General features: G+C 38.5%; 16 protein-coding genes. 4 read left to right on the top strand and 12 right to left on the bottom strand.

The window, feature by feature from the left end; translation table 11 throughout:
- Window positions 1-199 precede the first annotated feature (199 nt).
- From ACIQAA_RS13495 to ACIQAA_RS13480, 4 genes are all read right to left on the bottom strand, one after another.
- Window positions 200-946: a YjbA family protein gene (locus tag ACIQAA_RS13495; RefSeq protein ID WP_402620117.1), complete on the bottom strand. Its 747-nt coding sequence runs from the start codon at window positions 944-946 to the stop codon at window positions 200-202.
- A 108-nt stretch (window positions 947-1,054) separates the two neighbouring features.
- Window positions 1,055-1,864 carry a DUF2268 domain-containing putative Zn-dependent protease gene (locus tag ACIQAA_RS13490; RefSeq protein WP_402620114.1) on the bottom strand — a complete coding sequence of 270 codons (810 nt, stop codon included), beginning with the start codon at window positions 1,862-1,864 and terminating at the stop codon, window positions 1,055-1,057.
- 117 nt (window positions 1,865-1,981) lie between these two features.
- The gene (fabF, locus tag ACIQAA_RS13485) at window positions 1,982-3,223 is read right to left on the bottom strand and encodes a beta-ketoacyl-ACP synthase II (RefSeq protein WP_402620111.1); all 1,242 of its coding nucleotides are present in this window, start codon (window positions 3,221-3,223) and stop codon (window positions 1,982-1,984) included.
- Window positions 3,224-3,272: 49 nt separating this feature from the next.
- Window positions 3,273-4,205, bottom strand: a complete 933-nt coding sequence (locus ACIQAA_RS13480) for a beta-ketoacyl-ACP synthase III (protein WP_402620108.1) — start codon at window positions 4,203-4,205, stop codon at window positions 3,273-3,275.
- 219 nt (window positions 4,206-4,424) lie between these two features.
- Here ACIQAA_RS13480 and ACIQAA_RS13475 point away from each other — a divergent pair, with 219 nt between their 5' ends.
- Window positions 4,425-4,652 (top strand): hypothetical protein, encoded by a 228-nt coding sequence (locus ACIQAA_RS13475; protein WP_402620106.1) that lies wholly within the window; start codon window positions 4,425-4,427, stop codon window positions 4,650-4,652.
- Window positions 4,653-4,677: 25 nt separating this feature from the next.
- On the opposite strand, the gene ACIQAA_RS13470 is transcribed toward ACIQAA_RS13475, so the two are convergent.
- Together ACIQAA_RS13470 and ACIQAA_RS13465 are read right to left on the bottom strand one after the other, a co-directional pair.
- Window positions 4,678-5,496 carry a Rossmann-fold NAD(P)-binding domain-containing protein gene (locus tag ACIQAA_RS13470; RefSeq protein ID WP_402620103.1) on the bottom strand — a complete coding sequence of 273 codons (819 nt, stop codon included), beginning with the start codon at window positions 5,494-5,496 and terminating at the stop codon, window positions 4,678-4,680.
- An 86-nt stretch (window positions 5,497-5,582) separates the two neighbouring features.
- Window positions 5,583-6,305, bottom strand: coding sequence for a lipase family protein (locus ACIQAA_RS13465; RefSeq protein WP_402620100.1), 723 nt, complete (start codon window positions 6,303-6,305; stop codon window positions 5,583-5,585).
- A 233-nt stretch (window positions 6,306-6,538) separates the two neighbouring features.
- Between ACIQAA_RS13465 and ACIQAA_RS13460 the strand changes: the two genes are divergently transcribed.
- Window positions 6,539-6,724, top strand: a complete 186-nt coding sequence (locus ACIQAA_RS13460; RefSeq protein WP_402620098.1) for a YjzD family protein — start codon at window positions 6,539-6,541, stop codon at window positions 6,722-6,724.
- Window positions 6,725-6,775: 51 nt separating this feature from the next.
- Here the strand turns inward: ACIQAA_RS13460 and clpB are convergent, their stop codons facing one another.
- Together clpB and ACIQAA_RS13450 are read right to left on the bottom strand one after the other, a co-directional pair.
- Window positions 6,776-9,370 (bottom strand): ATP-dependent chaperone ClpB, encoded by a 2,595-nt coding sequence (gene clpB, locus ACIQAA_RS13455; RefSeq protein WP_402620095.1) that lies wholly within the window; start codon window positions 9,368-9,370, stop codon window positions 6,776-6,778.
- 106 nt (window positions 9,371-9,476) lie between these two features.
- Entirely contained in the window at window positions 9,477-9,656 is a 180-nt protein-coding gene (locus ACIQAA_RS13450) for a YjzC family protein (RefSeq protein ID WP_179597720.1), read from the bottom strand.
- A gap of 262 nt (window positions 9,657-9,918) precedes the next feature.
- Between ACIQAA_RS13450 and ACIQAA_RS13445 the strand changes: the two genes are divergently transcribed.
- The gene (locus ACIQAA_RS13445; RefSeq protein WP_402620092.1) at window positions 9,919-10,611 is read left to right on the top strand and encodes a Crp/Fnr family transcriptional regulator; all 693 of its coding nucleotides are present in this window, start codon (window positions 9,919-9,921) and stop codon (window positions 10,609-10,611) included.
- Here the strand turns inward: ACIQAA_RS13445 and ACIQAA_RS13440 are convergent.
- The 3 genes from ACIQAA_RS13440 to ACIQAA_RS13430 form a co-directional block, all read right to left on the bottom strand.
- On the bottom strand, window positions 10,532-11,173 hold the full coding sequence (locus tag ACIQAA_RS13440) for a YwiC-like family protein (protein WP_402620089.1): 642 nt from the start codon (window positions 11,171-11,173) through the stop codon (window positions 10,532-10,534). The genes ACIQAA_RS13445 and ACIQAA_RS13440 overlap by 80 nt on opposite strands.
- Window positions 11,174-11,471: 298 nt before the next feature.
- Window positions 11,472-12,020 carry a molybdopterin-guanine dinucleotide biosynthesis protein B gene (gene mobB / locus ACIQAA_RS13435; RefSeq protein WP_402620086.1) on the bottom strand — a complete coding sequence of 183 codons (549 nt, stop codon included), beginning with the start codon at window positions 12,018-12,020 and terminating at the stop codon, window positions 11,472-11,474.
- Window positions 12,008-13,273: a molybdopterin molybdotransferase MoeA gene (locus ACIQAA_RS13430; RefSeq protein WP_402620083.1), complete on the bottom strand. Its 1,266-nt coding sequence runs from the start codon at window positions 13,271-13,273 to the stop codon at window positions 12,008-12,010. The genes mobB and ACIQAA_RS13430 overlap by 13 nt, the downstream gene beginning before the upstream one ends.
- A gap of 214 nt (window positions 13,274-13,487) precedes the next feature.
- Here ACIQAA_RS13430 and ric point away from each other — a divergent pair, with 214 nt between their 5' ends.
- Entirely contained in the window at window positions 13,488-14,186 is a 699-nt protein-coding gene (gene ric, locus ACIQAA_RS13425) for an iron-sulfur cluster repair di-iron protein (protein WP_402620080.1), read from the top strand.
- A 77-nt stretch (window positions 14,187-14,263) separates the two neighbouring features.
- On the opposite strand, the gene moaA is transcribed toward ric, so the two are convergent.
- Window positions 14,264-15,280 (bottom strand): GTP 3',8-cyclase MoaA, encoded by a 1,017-nt coding sequence (gene moaA, locus ACIQAA_RS13420; protein ID WP_402620077.1) that lies wholly within the window; start codon window positions 15,278-15,280, stop codon window positions 14,264-14,266.
- Between the last annotated feature and the right edge of the window lie 103 nt (window positions 15,281-15,383).

Raw genomic sequence — 15,383 nt, 5'->3', positions numbered from 1 at the left:
CCGCAGGCGCTTCAGCGCCGAGGAGGCTCCCCGAACCGCCCGCGGAAAGCGAAGTGCCTCGGGACAGGCAGAGACCGCCTGTCCCTGCGATGATTATTCCAAGAAGCATTCCTTAGTGGAGCGCAAATCAACAGACAAATTTAACACAGCCAACAAATAAACAGGTCACGAAAGTTTTTAACTTTACGTGACCTGTTTTTTAATTTACTTTTGGACCGTGCTCCATTTCCCATAGCTTTTCAAAAAATGGCTGACCTTTTATTAGATTCTCACAAAATGTTTCATGCCGTTTAGACCAACCGTATTTCGTTTCCTCAAACAACTGCTCCCATGCTTTCTCAAAATTCAATTCCTGTATCGCCGAGTATCGCTCTGGACACCATTCAGTGAACCAATAACGCACTTCTGCTTCGTTCTTAGATGTATGTAATTGATCAAGGGCCATAAATAATAACTGTTTTAGCTGACGCTCTTTTCGGGTTAATCCAGTCATTAATTCAGGCTCAGGTGATAAAATATGAAAATCCTTATCCACTGAATTCTGTTGAAAATGATAGTTTTTTGCATCATGATTTGCAATCATTTCGTAGACAAGCTGCTCCTGTCTCGGTATGAGCCTGCTCTTTCTAATCGGTATGGAATAACCGATTGTATCAACTGCTAATATTCCAACCCCATCTGTAACCACAAAGCAATAATCAAGCTGCACTCTTTCATGGTTTTTTCTTAAATAAGCCTTTTGAAAAATATCATCTAGAAGCTGTTGAGGTAATTCTGAGAGATCGTTCTCGATATAGTTAAAGAGAATCGGTTCTACTTTTAACAAAGGAGCTTGGTCTAACAGCTCTACACCGTCATCTTTGCGCCATTCATGAAAGTGGCACACATTATATCCGTTTTCTTCACCTTCAAACCAATTTACCCAAACATCATGAAGATACAACATTGTACAACCCCTCACTTCAAGAAACTGTTTGTCAATCAGTATGGGCAGACATAAGTTAATTTATTCCTGAAGAACCAAATACTCTTTGATGAGCACACAAAAAAAAGCCTATTTTTTTCGGCCTTTTTTAGTATAGCTATGGTCAGTTAATAAATACTTCTTAGCAGGCAGAGTAAAGGATAGTTTTGTAGAATAATGATTATGGCGATAATAATCTTCAACCATTTTAAAGCCAGCCGCGTATCCAAGTAATTTGGGAATTCTTCCTGTTCCATACAGTAAATCATCATGTCTGCTTTCGCTCTTTTTTATGTCTAAATTGCCTTCTATAAATTCCTCCCAATAATCATCTAATTCAGCTCCTGAATACATCGTACACCAATCGGCTAAATAGTTTCTCCCGCAATGAACGAGAACAGCGTATTCTGCGAGCCCTTCAATAATGATTGAATCCAGCAAGGTATAATCATTAAATCTTTTAGTTTGTTTATTTAACCTGCAAATGTGATGGTATTCATGGACAAATAGAGCTTCCAACTCTTTTGAAGTTATTCTGTCGGAAAGAAATAAAAACATTTTATCCGGATAGGAGACCCCACCCTTTATCTTTTCTTCTTGTCTAAAAAAGAAGCTTCTATTTTGTCCAATTGGAAACAGGTAGATAGGTATATCTGGTCCTCCCCATTTCCTTTTATATTCCTGAAAAAAACCTTCCACTTCTTCCCAAACCATTTTTTCCTTCATCGAATAAAAAATTTCCTCGGTCCTCCGAGAGGCTCGGTACATCCCGAAATCAGTTAATTGATTATAGACTTTTGAAGCACTTTGCCCCTTGAAAACGTGGAGCAGCTTTTCGCATAGTTTTATTGGACGATTAAACTCTTCCTCCAGCCACTTATCTGTTCGAATGATGCCCATTTCCTCACTCCATACCATATCTTTTAGTTACATTTTATGAATGGTATGAAAAGTGGTTCGGGTGTTGGTTGTCCTCATAAAAGAAAAAGCCGACCAGGTGGGATCCTGGTCAGGCTCTTATTTTTCATATTTTTTGAAGACAATTGTTGCATTGTGGCCGCCAAAGCCGAGAGAGTTACTCATTGCGGCTTTTATTTCTTTTTGACGCGCCTTATTCGGGACATAGTCTAAATCACATTCTGGGTCTGCCGTTTCGTAATTAATAGTTGGAGGGAGAATGCTGTCTTTCATCGCAAGTACAGTAAAGATTGCTTCAACCCCGCCTGCTGCGCCAAGAAGATGACCAGTCATTGATTTGGTTGAACTGATCGCCAGCTTGTATGCATGGACCCCAAAAACCTCTTTTACTGCAAGCGTCTCAAATTTATCGTTATACTCAGTACTAGTTCCATGAGCATTAATATAATCGATCTCTTCAATATTTAGTCCGGCGTCGTTAATGGCCATTTTCATCGCGCGCGCACCGCCTTCACCACCAGGGGCTGGTGCTGTAATATGATACGCATCACCGGTCGCACCATAGCCAACAATCTCAGCATATATTTTTGCACCGCGTGCTAATGCGTATTCTAATTCTTCTAAAACAATGATACCAGCACCTTCACCGATAACAAAGCCATCACGATTTTTATCAAAAGGTCGGCTGGCAGTCTTTGGATCGGGATTTGTCGAAAGAGCTGTATTCGCACAGAAGCCAGCTACCGACATTTTTGTAATCGGCGCTTCTGCTCCACCTGTAATCATCGCATCAGCGTCACCACGCTGAATGACTTTAAAGGCGTCACCAATTGAATTCGTACCCGTTGCACATGCTGTGACGGTACAAGAATTAAATCCTTTTGCACCCAGTGTAATGGAAACTTGACCAGTTGCCATATCAGGAATCAGCATTGGTACAAAGAATGGGCTTACCCTGCGGTAACCTCTTTTTTGAAAGATTTCATATTGTTCTTCAAATGTTTCCATTCCGCCAATACCAGAACCAATCCACACTCCAATACGGTGCGCATTTTCATCAGTAATGGTAAGTTTTGCATCCTCAACAGCCATTAATGCTGATGCAACGGCATACTGAGTAAAACGGTCCATTTTTCTTGCATCTTTTCTATCCATAAAGGATTCAGGATTAAAATCATTAATCTGTGCGGCAACTTTTGCAGGATACTCTTCTGCATTCACTCTTGTTAAAGGGCCGATCCCAGACTTTCCTTCAATAATCCCTTTCCATGTTGTTTCAACATCGTTTCCAAGCGGGGTAACCGCTCCTAAACCTGTAACCACAACCCTGCGCTTATCCATATAAGACATCTCCTTTAATACACTTCGTTATATATTTAACTAATTCCCTTTATTTACCCCATCTAATCGCAATGGCGCCCCACGTTAGTCCGCCACCGAAACCAACCATAACAATAAGGTCATCGTCTTTAATTCTTCCTGCCTCTATTTCTTCAACAATAGAAATCGGAATAGATGCCGCTGAAGTATTCCCGTATTTTTGAACCGTCTTGGACATTTTTTCTACCGGAAGCTCAAGTCTTTGTCTAGAAGCCTCCATAATACGGATATTGGCTTGATGAGGGATAAGAAAATCTACATCCTCTTTTGTCAGCCCAGCTTTTTCGAGAACATTAATACAGCTTTCACCCATCTGGCGCACAGCAAACTTAAAGACTTCCCGTCCATTCATGATAATATACTCATCTTGATATAAATGCTTAGCACCAGTGCCATCTGCACCCAATTCAAACGAAAGAATCCCTCTATTTTCAGATACCTCTCCAATGATTACTGCACCTGCACCGTCGCCAAAAAGGACTGCAGTGTTTCGATCATTCCAGTCGGTTATCTTTGATAGTTTCTCAACACCCACTACCAAAACATGCTTATAAACTCCGGCTTCAACAAACTGCTTCCCCGTAACAATACCGTACATAAAGCCAGCACAAGCTGCACTAACGTCCATTGCAGCAGCTTTTTTGGCACCTAACCGTTCTTGAAGCATACATGCAACAGAGGGGAATGGCTGATCTGGCGTTACAGTCGCAACCAAAATTAAATCGATATCCTCTGGTGTGATTCCTGCATCTTGGATAGCTTTCTGAGCAGCGGCAAACCCCATATCAGAAGTGTTAGTGTTATCATCTGCGATACGGCGTTCTTCAATGCCTGTTCGTGTTCGAATCCATTCATCTGATGTATCCATTATTTTTTCTAAATCTGCATTGGTAACAATCTTTTCTGGCAAATACCTTCCAATTCCAACAATTCCAGCGTTCAAGGAATCATCCCCTTATATAATTAATCTAGGATTTTAACAACAATCTCTACGAAAAAAGCCTTTATTATTATCAATTATTATGACTTGGTACTAATTTTATCAAATAAAAGTATAGTTAAGCAACAATTAAATAAACCATCCCCGCTTTTGTCCATACCAATTGTTCATAGACTTCATAATCTAAAAGAGAATCTAACAATAAGCAGGGGGTACAGAAAGATGGGAAAAGAAAGTCATCGGGAAGATCCATTTTCAAGAATGATGTTTGGGGATCGAAGAGAAAGTATACGGGGCAAACATCATAGTTTTCCTCAGTCGAATCCATCTTCACTTGATATTGAATCAATAATAGAAAACATAAGCAAATTAAGGGATTCCTCCCAAAACCTAAAACCATTACTTCAAATGGTTTATCCCTTTGTAGAAAGTTTTTTAAAGAAAAAATAAGCTGCCGTGCTATACGGCAGCTCTTTTATTCATTTGTATTTATACGGTGAGCATGTTCTATCTGCCTAGTCAACGCAACAGATAATGGAACGTTACTTTGAACGATTATTTTGGATAAATCCTCTTCGTTTATTTCTTCTTTTCGATTGTTTAAACCATGTTCGTTTATTTGAAGCAGTGCTGCACATAAATCCCATTGATTGCTCTTTCCACTTTGGAACAGGTATCTTCCTGGCTCCTTGTTTTCAATTATTTCTATAATGGCCTTCACAGTATCATCGACAAACAGGGCGTCATTCGTCTCCTCCCGCATCCCTTTAAACGGTTTTCCTCTATTCAAATCCGTTAAAATAGAGGATTGAAATATAAAAGTTTCTGGCTGCCACGGTCCAAATACAGTTGGTAAATAGAGTAACTGGAGACTTATATTTTGAGCTTTAATTCTTTTTAGGAAGTCCTCGATGACAACTTGAGCTTTTAAATCAATCATATTTTTTAACAATTGACTTGGCACCAGTATGACAATGTTTTCCCATTTGTTCAGACTGTTTAGATTGCTGATCAAATCCTCTTTAAGTAAGTAATCTTCCTTATATCGCATATATAGGTCAAAAACAGAGAGTACAATTGTATCATTATCGGAAGATTGATTTGATATATCCCCTAATGAAACCTCAGAAAAGTTAGCGTTTCTCCCAATTTCTAATCTTTTTTCGATTACCATATCCTCGTTTTCTTCAGTCTCAAGCTGTACTCCCCTTACCTCAATCCCTTTATCAAGAAATGCTTTGCATACATGAAAATTCACAAAGTCAAATACGCCGACAATAACGACCTTGTCCATTACAATTCCTTCCTCCCCAAGCTTCATTAGTGAATCCTATGCGAATTCATGAAGAATTATATCTATCTATAGGGAGAGGAAGGTATTTATAGTACCTTTTCAAACTGATTGAAAAACTTTTTCATCATATTTCCGAGCTGCTGCTTCTTTTCTGGAACAATATATGTGGGACTAATATTCGTATTAGCGAGTAATTGTTGCAGCTGTTTAGATTGGTTATAGGATTTACCACTGGACATAACATGGATAATCTTTATTGGAATACCCCTATCCAATTTAACTTCATCTTCCATACCTTGAAGCTTATGCTCAAGTGTGATTTGATCCATCTTATGGGCAGCAGTCAATTCTCTCATTAGCTTTTTATAGAAAAACTTGTGTTCCTTTTCAAGTTCGATATGTTTTTTTAAAGAAAGAATGGGATTTAATAAAACCACTGATCTTAATTGCCCCTGCATTTTTTCCATTAATCTAACAGCGACAAGAGCCCCCATGCCCTCAGCTATTAGATGAACTTTATTATTAAGGATTTCACTTCTTATTACTTGCTGGTAAAGCCTTTGCGCAAGCTCTACAGCATGGTCACTTCCCCAGTTTCGCCCATACAAATTTGAGGAAAAAATAGTATATCCTGATTCTTTCAATTGGTTGATAATGGACAGTTTACCTTCATTCTGAGTCCAAAAGCATTTGCTTTCGTCAACAAAATGCCTTTCATCTCCAATTATTAAAATTCCAAAACCTGTGGGCTTTTCAGGGTAATGGATGATATTCCACTGGGTATCCATCTGAAAATTCCGGTTCTCCATCGCTAAATCTCCTTTTACATATTTCCTCAAAATATTGTATGTGATTTCACATAAGATGAAAGGGAATATAGCCTATTGGACAGTCATACACCAGTGTTTTTATTGTTAGAAGTGGAGTCTTTCCACTCAGGCGCGCTTCGCTATCTGCGGGGGATTTCAATTTTTACTTTTATTATTTCAATAGCATATGGTAATATTATTAGAGATGATAAATAGGGTAGAGGTGAAAGATAGTGCGATACTTTTGGACTTTTTTTTGGGTGTTTGTTTTAGTGCAAATGCTTTCATATGTAGTTAGTTCAATGACAGAAGGCGGAGTTTTCAACTTCCAGTCTGGCGCCATTGTTTCAGTGGGCGTTTTCATTTTGATTGTTATTGCGACGGCAGTACTTCCTAATGATCCTGTTGAAAAACACTAAATAAAGTGAAGAAAGGTCATCCATTAAAACTGGGTGACCTTTTTGGTTTCCTTACTCAATAGAGATGGTTAATTCCCCATTTTCAGTTGTTACGCTGATGACGGAATGGTCGTGAACATTACCCGCAATAATGGCCCTTGCAAGTTTTGTCTCGATATTACGTTGAATAAACCGTTTTAATGGTCTTGCACCATATATAGGGTCGAAGCCATTTACTGCGATGAACTCTTTCGCATTGTCCGTAATAGTTACCTCAATATCCTGTTCCTTCAGCCTGCTTTGAAGCTCCTTCATCATTTTTACAACAATATTTTTTATTTCTGTTAACGATAACGGTTTAAAAAGAATCGTTTCATCTATTCTATTTAAAAATTCAGGCCGGAAATGACTCTTTAATTGTCCTAGAACCTTTTCCCTTGTGGTCTCTGAAATTTCAATTTCATCCTCATTTCGTTCCAATAAGTAATGGGAACCAATATTGGAGGTCATGATAATGACTGTATTTTTAAAATCGACTATTCGTCCTTGTGAATCCGTTATTCTGCCATCATCAAGTGCCTGCAGGAGAATATTAAATACCTCTGGATGCGCTTTTTCAATTTCATCCATCAGGATAACCGAATATGGCCTTCTTTTGACAGCTTCTGTTAGCTGGCCGCCTTCTTCATAGCCGACATACCCTGGAGGGGCTCCAATCAGCCTTGAAACGGCATGCTTCTCCATATACTCCGACATATCGATTCGAATCATTTGCTCTTCACTATCAAACAACGCCTCTGCAAGTGCTTTAGCAAGTTCAGTCTTTCCTACACCTGTTGGTCCTAAAAACAGGAATGATCCGATCGGTCTGTTGGGATCCTTGATTCCGGCACGTGCTCGTAATACCGCGTCGGCAACTAATTGTACGGCTTCATTTTGCCCGATTACTCGTTCTTGCAGCAATGTTTCTAATCTGAGAAGTTTCTCCCTTTCACCTTCAACCAGCTTAGCTAGTGGAATACCTGTCCACCTTGAGACAATATTTGATATCTCCTCTCCTGTAACTTCCTCTCGAAGTAACCGTTCATTTTTCGCTGTTTGAGATTCAAGCTCTTTCAACTCTTTTTCGGCCAATGGAATCTGACCATGACGCAGCTCTGCAGCACGGTTTAAATCATATTTATCCTCAGCTTGCTGTAATTCTCTTCGAAGTTTCTCAAGTTGTTCCCTTTTCTCCTGCAATTTTTGGATTCCTTGTTTTTCATGAAGCCACTGAGCTTTCATGCTGTTTGCTTGGTCTTTTAATTCTGCGAGCTCCTTTAACAGGGACTCAAGCCTTTTTTTACTTGCCTCATCTTGTTCCTTTCTCAGGGCTGCTTCTTCTATTTCCAACTGCATTACTCGACGCGTTACCTCATCAAGCTCTGTAGGCATAGAATCAATTTCAGTTCGAATAAGGGCACATGCTTCATCGACGAGATCAATGGCTTTGTCCGGCAGGAAGCGATCAGTGATATACCGGTCAGATAACGTGGTAGCTGCTACGAGAGCATGATCATGGATTTTTACCCCATGGTGAACCTCAAATCTCTCTTTTAACCCACGTAAGATGGAAATTGTGTCCTCGACATTAGGCTCTTGAACAAGTACCTGCTGAAATCTTCGTTCTAGAGCAGGGTCCTTTTCAATATATTTACGATGTTCATCGAGGGTTGTTGCCCCAATACAATGAAGCTCTCCACGAGCGAGCATAGGTTTCAGCATATTCCCTGCATCCATAGCTCCATCCGTTTTTCCTGCCCCGACAATGGTGTGAAGCTCATCAATAAATATCAAGATCCGTCCTTCACTTTTTTTCACTTCATTCAATACTGCCTTTAATCTTTCCTCGAATTCACCTCTGAACTTAGCCCCTGCAATCAATGCACTCATATCTAACGAGAAAATCGTTTTATCTTTTAAACCTTCTGGAACATCTTTCCTGACAATCCGCTGCGCAAGCCCCTCAACAATTGCCGTTTTCCCTACTCCCGGTTCACCAATTAATACAGGATTATTTTTGGTCTTTCTAGAAAGAATTCTAATGACATGACGTATTTCAGTGTCCCTGCCAATAACAGGGTCGAGTCTGCCTGCTTTCACTTCGGCTACAAGATCTCTTCCATATTTATTAAGCGCATCGTAAACGGCTTCTGGATTTTGTGATGTCACTCTCTGGTTCCCCCTTATTTCCTTTATTGCCGCTAAAATATACTCAGCAGTTTTTCCATTTGACTTAAGTATCTTTTGCATTTCAGAATCTTTTGCGTAGGAAGCAGCTAATAATATATGCTCTATTGAAATAAAGTCATCAGTAAACTTGGAAGCAAAATCCTCAGCACTAACAAAAAGCCGCTGCAGCTTGGATGTAATATATAACTTCCCTTGCTCAGCACCACTTCCTGTCACTTGTGGTTTTTTTTCAAGGACAGACTGCAATGCTCTTTCAACGCTTTCCGTACGGATATCTGCTTTCGTTAAAATCGCTTTTAATAAACTATCCTCTTGACGAAGTAGTGTTAAGAATAAATGGGGTTCATCTACCTCTTGATGATTACTTTTTACTGCTAAAGACTGGGCATCTAAAATACCCTTTTGAAGCCTCTCTGTCATTCGATTTAAATCCATCTTTTTCACCCCTTTGACCATTTTTGACCTATTTGATTTTATTATATACGAATATGTAATGAAATATAAAATAAAAGCCATCCTCGGGGATGACTTTTTCGAATGATTAAGGTTTATGCTGGTAAGTCCAAACACGTTCATCATTTGACGTTTCAGGAAACCTGTCTCCTGCTTTAAGCTTTATCTTCTTTGGATTATTGACGTTTGACTCTGTATCACCAATTTCTACATATACACCATTATTTGGTGCTTTTTGTCCAGATTTAAAATGACGACTTTGGCCCATTTTTTCTGTCCCTCCTTTTCCTGTACGATTTTATTATTTCCATTTGCTCTAGGGACATTTAAGGAATTATTATGTAATAAAATCAGCCTATGAGTGATGAGGATATATTTTGACGATTGTATGAACTTATGCCACAATTATTGATATATAAGCGTTGTTAACAATATAATTATAATATTATCTAGTAAATCAAACCTTGACTGTCATTTATTTAGGAAAGCAAATTAGCGATTGATTTCGCCCCTTTAAGGTGGTTATTCTTATGCAGTCAATAAAAGAAATACCTGTAAAGTTAACACAACTGTTTGATACCGTTCACCATATCAAGAAAATTGAAAAAGGCACTTTTCTATTCCAGGAAGGTTCAACTGCAAATGAATTATATATTATCCAAAGCGGAATCATTCAAATCAGCAAGATTATTCCAGATGGCCGGGAGCTTACATTAAGAATGTGTTCAAGTGGAGACTTTATTGGGGAACTGGATCTGTTTTCTCCTGCACCTAAGTATTTGTTAAGCGCCCGCGTGGCTGAAAGCGGCGAAGCAGCAGTTATTATGAAGGATGTTCTCGAGGAGAAGCTTGCAAAGAACCATGAACTGTCACTTGAATTCATGAAATGGATGAGCCAGCAGTATCGGAAAACCCAAACCAAATTTCGAGACTTGGTTCTTCATGGTAAGAAAGGTGCATTATATTCTACGCTCATTCGAATTACTAACAGCTACGGTATAAAAACCAACCAAGGAATTCTTATTGAATTACCGTTAACGAATCAAGAACTGGCTAATTTTTGCGGGACTTCACGTGAGGTAGTCAACCGATTGCTAAGTGATTTAAGAAAAGCTGGAATTATCTCTATTGATAAAGGCTCCATTACGATACATGACTTAGATTATCTAAAGAATGAAATTGATTGTGAAGACTGTTCTCCAGAGATCTGTAAAATAGACTAAATAAAATGATTTGTATAATCATCAGTGTGAAAAATATAGCTGAATTTATGATTTCGTAAATGCCAATCTTCATAGGGGATAGGGGTTTTCCATAAAAAATGATCGCTCTAATTATACTTGGCAGGAATGCGATGGCCAAGATCGAGCAGCCAAAAACTAAGCAGATGATAATCAATAACGTATGATATCCCCATGAGATCCATTTAAATTGAAGATTCATTTTCTCACGAATCATGGTTTTATTAATTGAAGTATAGTAAGCATTCATTGCAAAAAACGGAACCATTACTAGTCCGAACATGATAATCGAAGGCATTTTTAAAAGCGGAAATAGCAGAAATAATAAAGCAGGTACCAGATAAATGATCGTCCACTTTTTATAAAATTGAATTTTTTTCTTTTTAAATAACAGGAGCATGGGATAGGTGGCTAAGTATAGGAATATCCAGCCAATAAAAAATGGAATATGCTGCCACAAAAATCCTCCATCGATTACACCAAGCCAGAACGGGATAATGGTCATTGCCCACGCGCCATGTTGTTTCGGTAAGAATAACTTCATTTTTTCCACTCCTTCATTCCTCTGCTTTCCTTCACTATATAGCAGCCAAAAGAATAAAAAAGTGAAACACATCACAAATAGTGGAAATATAAACGAAGGCGGAACACCTTCTAACAATTTTGTCACTTTTATGTTTGAAATATAGAAATGCCCCAGATATCCATGGATAAAATGAATATGCTGGAGCATTGCAAGACGACCCTGATCTATTATTGAACAAACATATAAACCCCAATTTGAATTTTAGCGCAAATATGTATCTTCCACAGTGATAAAAGTAACATTTTTGACAATTTTATTAATTTTTTTCATCAATATTATGAACAAGTTTTATCAAATTATTTGAAATCTCCATCAGTGCTTTTTCCTCTGTAATAGGAAACACTGGAACCTCCAACCGCCCTCTAACTCCAACTATCAATTCTTTCTTCCAGACAATGACAGCCTTAATATTAGATAAATCGGAAATAAGTGAAAGATCGTTTTCATCTCTAATAATCACTAATTTGGGATAAGATTTCTTTTTATGGCCCTCAATTAAGATAATATCTGGGCAAAAGAAATCCACCAATTTTATTTGTTCTTCAAGAGTTAAAGCAGTTTCATCCGCTTGCAGGCATAACCTGCCTTCTCCTTCAACTAACGATGCAGCTGCTCCTGCGTTTATGTGCTTAGCCGAGTCCTTTTCAGAAAGAATGTCTGGCCGGCCTCCGTGCCCATGATGCTTGATGGTAACACTCTTAAAACCTTTATTTTTTAAGATTTTTATAAGTTTCAATATGATCGTGGTTTTACCGCTATTTTGGTATCCCACGATTTGAAAGATTATTGGCTTTACCAAGGCCACTCACTTCCTGCTTGGTCTTCAAGCAATAAAATATCAACCTCATCCCCTGCTTTAAAGCTCCTCGTTCCACCAGGCAGAATCATCAACGAATTAGCTCCAGAAAGACTCATAATAATATTGGATTTGTCTAAACCGCTGGGTGTTGCACTTAATCTCCCCTCTTTTATCGAAAAGGCACTGCGGACAAATCTTGTGAATGGGTTAGCCTTTGGAAAATCAACCTCAAGGACTGCTTTTTCCTTTCGCAGGTGCGGCATAGTGGAAAACAGCATTTTGCGAATGATTGGCCGTGCAAACAACTCAAAACCAACATAGCAGGCAGAAGGATTACCGGATAAACCAAATAGCAGTTTCCCGTGAAATTGAGCAACTGTCGTGACACTACCAGGCCTCATGGCAACTTTATTAAATAAAATTTCTGCACCTAGCTTTTCATATATGGCAGGTAAATAATCAAAATCGCCAACCGAAACGCCGCCCGTTGTAATAAGCAGGTCGACTTTATCCAGCGCAGTTTTTACTGCTGTAAAACATGTGTCAAAAACATCCGGAAGCTTGCCATAATATTGAACAATGGCTCCAGTTCTTTGGATTTGGGCCGCGATCATATGTGAATTACTATTTCGGATTTTACCAGGTACTAATTCTTCATCCACTTCGAGCAATTCTGTTCCAGTGGCAAACAAGCCAATGATCGGTTTTTTCGCAACAGGAACCTGGTGATAGCCAAAAGTAGCCAGCATCGCTTGAATCCCTGGGTTGATCAAGGTTCCCTTTTTCACTAGGACTTCACCCTTCTTGGCATCTTCGCCTCGATAGGAGACATTGTCACCCTGATTAAAGCTTCGCTTTATTGACATATATGGTATCCCATTTTTCTCATACGCTTTTGCGACTTCAAACATGACTACTGCGTCTGTTCCTTCAGGCATCATTGCCCCGGTCATAATTCGAACTGCTTCGTATTCTTTAATGATCTTAGAAGAAGTCATTCCCGCGCCAAGATGGTCGACTACTTTAAATTCTACTGTGTTATTTAAGGAAGCTTCTTTAGTATCTATAGACCGGACAGCGAATCCATCATAAGGTGCTCGATCAAAATGAGGGACATCGCTCGTAGCAACTAAGTCTTCTGATAAAAAACGGCCAAAACTTTCATCGATTGATATATATTCAGTTTTTCCATCTAACTGGTATTCCATTATTTTTTTAACTGCATCCCCAATCGGGATCGGTTTTCTTCTCTCTAACAATTCAATCAACTCCTGCAGGAAACATATCAAATTAAATAAAATCGTTTATTCATATATCATTATAAACCTATCGAATCGTCACAAATATAGCAAACATCACAACATAGACAAAAAAATTATTAAATCATTGCCATTGTGTGATTCAGGTCACCCACTTTTTTCGGGGAATGCCTTATTCTTAAGCTAGAAACGAACAAAACATTAGGAGGAAATTATGATTACTTTCCCTTTTTCTACAAATACATTGGTTAGAGATATCGTAAATGAACTGCCAAAAACGAGTGATGTGTTCAAGAAATTCAGAATCGACTTTTGCTGCGGAGGCAATATTCCATTATCCGAAGCCATTGCCGCAAATGGAATAAATGAAGAAGCAATAATGGAGGAACTTAGAGTAGTATTTGAAAAAAATAGTTCTGCTGAAACAGATTTAGAAGTTTGGACTAAATCGGATTCAACTACGATTATTGATCATGTTATCAACCATTATCACCATACTTCTGAAGAAGAATTATCACTGCTTAGCCCCTATGTTACCAAGGTTTCCCGTGTACACGGCGACAGTCATCCAGAGCTTTTAAAGGTTCATGAATTATTTTATGAATTCAAAAAAGAATTAATGGAGCATATGGCTAAAGAGGAAGCTGTTGTCTTTCCATTAATTAAACAACTTGCGGATGGAACGGCAGAAAATCGTGAAGAAGCGATTAACATGATTGTTGAGTTAGAAAAAGAACATGATCATGCAGGTGAAATCTTAAGACAGATTCGTGCCGTAACTTCTGATTACACTCTGCCTTTAGACGCTTGTGGAACCTACCGTTTAGTTTATAAGCGGCTAGAAGATCTTGAAGGATTAACTTTTATGCATGTGCATTTAGAAAATAATATCTTATTCCCTAGATATTTTTAATAAGGGTAAGTTAAAGAGGCTGTATATTTTACAGCCTCTTTTTCTATTTAAAAAACATCTCGTATAGTAAAAGAGGTCTAGCCGCCGATATAGGACATTTCAATTTTCTTACGATTCTTTGCTGTCTCTTCTGTTCTTTCATCTGAATATCTGTCATTTCGGCCATTCCAAATGTCTGTTATTCGGTTTCGCAGTTCTTCATCTGTCGCACCGTTTCTCATAAAGTTACGGATATCATGACCATTCCCATTAAATAAACAAGTAAAAATTTGTCCATTTGCAGAAAGTCGCGAGCGCGTGCAGCTGCTGCAGAAAGACTCTGAGACGGAGGAGATAAAGCCAACATTAACGTCCGTGTTCGTATAATTATATAATTTTGCAACTTCGCCAAAATAGGCTGGGTCAAGAGACTCTAATTGATAGTGCTCTTTAAGCATAATGTAAATCTGTTTTTTTGTAATCACATCATCCATTTTCCAGCCATTAGAAGAGCCAACATCCATATACTCAATAAAGCGGAGTTCTAATCCATTTTTTAAGCAAAAATCTGCCATTGGGATGATTTCTGAATCATTAAGGCCTTTTTTAACAACCATATTGATTTTGACTCTGAGACCAGCTTTTTTAGCTGCTTCAATCCCATCTAACACCGGCTGAGTGCCGACGCCTCGTCCATTTATGATCCCAAACAGCTCATCGTTTAATGTATCGAGGCTTATGTTCACTCTTTTTAGTCCAGCCTCTTTTAATTTATCAGCGAGTTTAGGAAGAAGTACTCCGTTTGTCGTTAGAGCGATATCTTTTAAGCCATCAATTTCCGATAGCTTTTTCACCAAAATGGGAAGGTCCCTGCGAAGCAGCGGCTCCCCGCCCGTTAGACGAATTTTCTCTACACCAACACTTACAAAAGCTTTTGCTACTCTTTCAATTTCCTCATATGTCAGCAGGGCACTTTTCGGCAGAAATTCAAAATCATCTCCAAATTGATCTGCAGGCATGCAATATTGACAGCGAAAGTTACAACGATCGATTACTGAGATTCTTAAATCACGTAATGGGCGTGCGAATTTATCTTTAATAATGGTCTTTTCCATTCATATCAACTCCATTATTGTAAAAGCGAATAATATAATGCAAGTGTACCAACTATTAATAAAAAATACTGTTACTTTATTCACTATCATAACATTTCTTTTA

Source organism: Neobacillus sp. NPDC093182, assembly GCF_044754045.1.
The sequence above is the reverse complement of the archived record's forward strand: the minus strand, read 5'-3'. Positions and strand labels throughout refer to the sequence as shown.